The 1443-nt window shown below is 38.1% G+C and carries 1 protein-coding gene; it reads left to right on the top strand.

All coding sequences use genetic code 11. The features are described from left to right. Window positions 1-343 precede the first annotated feature (343 nt). Window positions 344-1417 carry a sulfatase-like hydrolase/transferase gene (locus tag ACQR30_RS16950; protein WP_429736960.1) on the top strand — a complete coding sequence of 358 codons (1074 nt, stop codon included), beginning with the start codon at window positions 344-346 and terminating at the stop codon, window positions 1415-1417. Window positions 1418-1443 lie beyond the last annotated feature (26 nt).

Raw genomic sequence — 1443 nt, 5'->3', positions numbered from 1 at the left:
TTTAAATGACTTGATTAAAAAGTATAAACAAACAGATGCCGCAAAAATATTAAAGAGAGGTTAAGGGGAAATAAGTGCCTGCAATTAATATAAAAAAACATGCAAAAATTGTTTCTCAATAGCCAACCATTTTTTAATATGGCATTCATAATGAGCTTTTCATTATTGACCTCCTAATTTTGTAACGGGCAGCAGCCACCCCGACCTTCGGGATTTCACTGGCGGCAGATGGGGACGACTGCTTTCTTACATTTTCATTGGATAATTTAACGAGATGGACGTGTCTTGATTAAAAGTGTTGTTGTAAAACAGAAATTCATTACTTAATAGTAAATATCAAATTATGAACTCAGAAAAAGAAAAAGATAAGAATAAAATATCCCGCAAAGAAGCATTCAAAAGACTTGGCGGTCTCGCTTTATTTCCTTTAGCAACTTCTGGATTGGGAAATTTTAAAACAGATTGGGACGATAACCCCGTTACAGCATCTATAAGAAAATCGGACAAGGGGACAAGCAGTCCGAATATCCTCTTTATTATGGATGATCAGCATCGTGGCGATTATTTGAGTTGTGCTGGTTCAGCTTGGATTAAAACGCCTCATATTGATTCCCTGGCAAAAGAAGGTGCACGTTTCTCTAACTTTTACTGTGCTGTTCCCTCCTGCACACCGGCACGTACGAGTTTACTTACAGGACTTACGCCCTGGAATCATGGAATGTTAGGCTACATGAATAATATTGCTCAATATTATCGCCTAACCATGCCTCAGTTTTTTTCGGAAATGGGTTATGATACAATTGTTACGGGTAAAAATCATTTTGGCCCTCCGCGCAACACACAGGGCTATAAGACCATTAACTTGGAAGAAGGGTGGTATACCAAAAATAAGAATGGTTTTATATGTGATTATGAAGCTTGGTTTCATAGAGTTGCACCGGGCAAAGATATTAACGCTACAGGGTTGAGCTATAATGATAACCGTGGTGGTATTCCATTTCCTTACGCAGATGAATTGCATGCTACTCATTGGACTGCAGACAGAGCAATTGACTTTCTAAAAAACAGTCCGGAACAAAGTCCTTGGTTTTTAAAACTTTCTTTTCAAAGACCGCATCCACCATTTGACGCGCCAAAACGTTGGATGGATTATTATGAAAGTTTGGATATTCCTATACCTCAGGTAGGTGAATGGGCGCAACAAAAATACAGAAACAAAAAAACATCTATGTCAAAGATGCCTGAGGCATCTTCTGCCATTTTTCCTGATATTGAAATAAAGGCCTCCAGAGCTGCTTATGCAGGGTCGATTTCTTTTGTAGATGAACAGATAGGGAGGGTGATAGCAGAATTGAAAAAGACGGGACAATATGAAAATACGTTTATTCTTCTTGAGTTTGACACGATTTGGACTTAACTATTTGATTATCAGACATACGATTT

It is taken from the genome of Arachidicoccus sp. (assembly GCF_050436765.1).
Lineage (GTDB): Bacteria > Bacteroidota > Bacteroidia > Chitinophagales > Chitinophagaceae > Arachidicoccus.
This window is presented reverse-complemented; position numbering and strand designations above follow the sequence as displayed.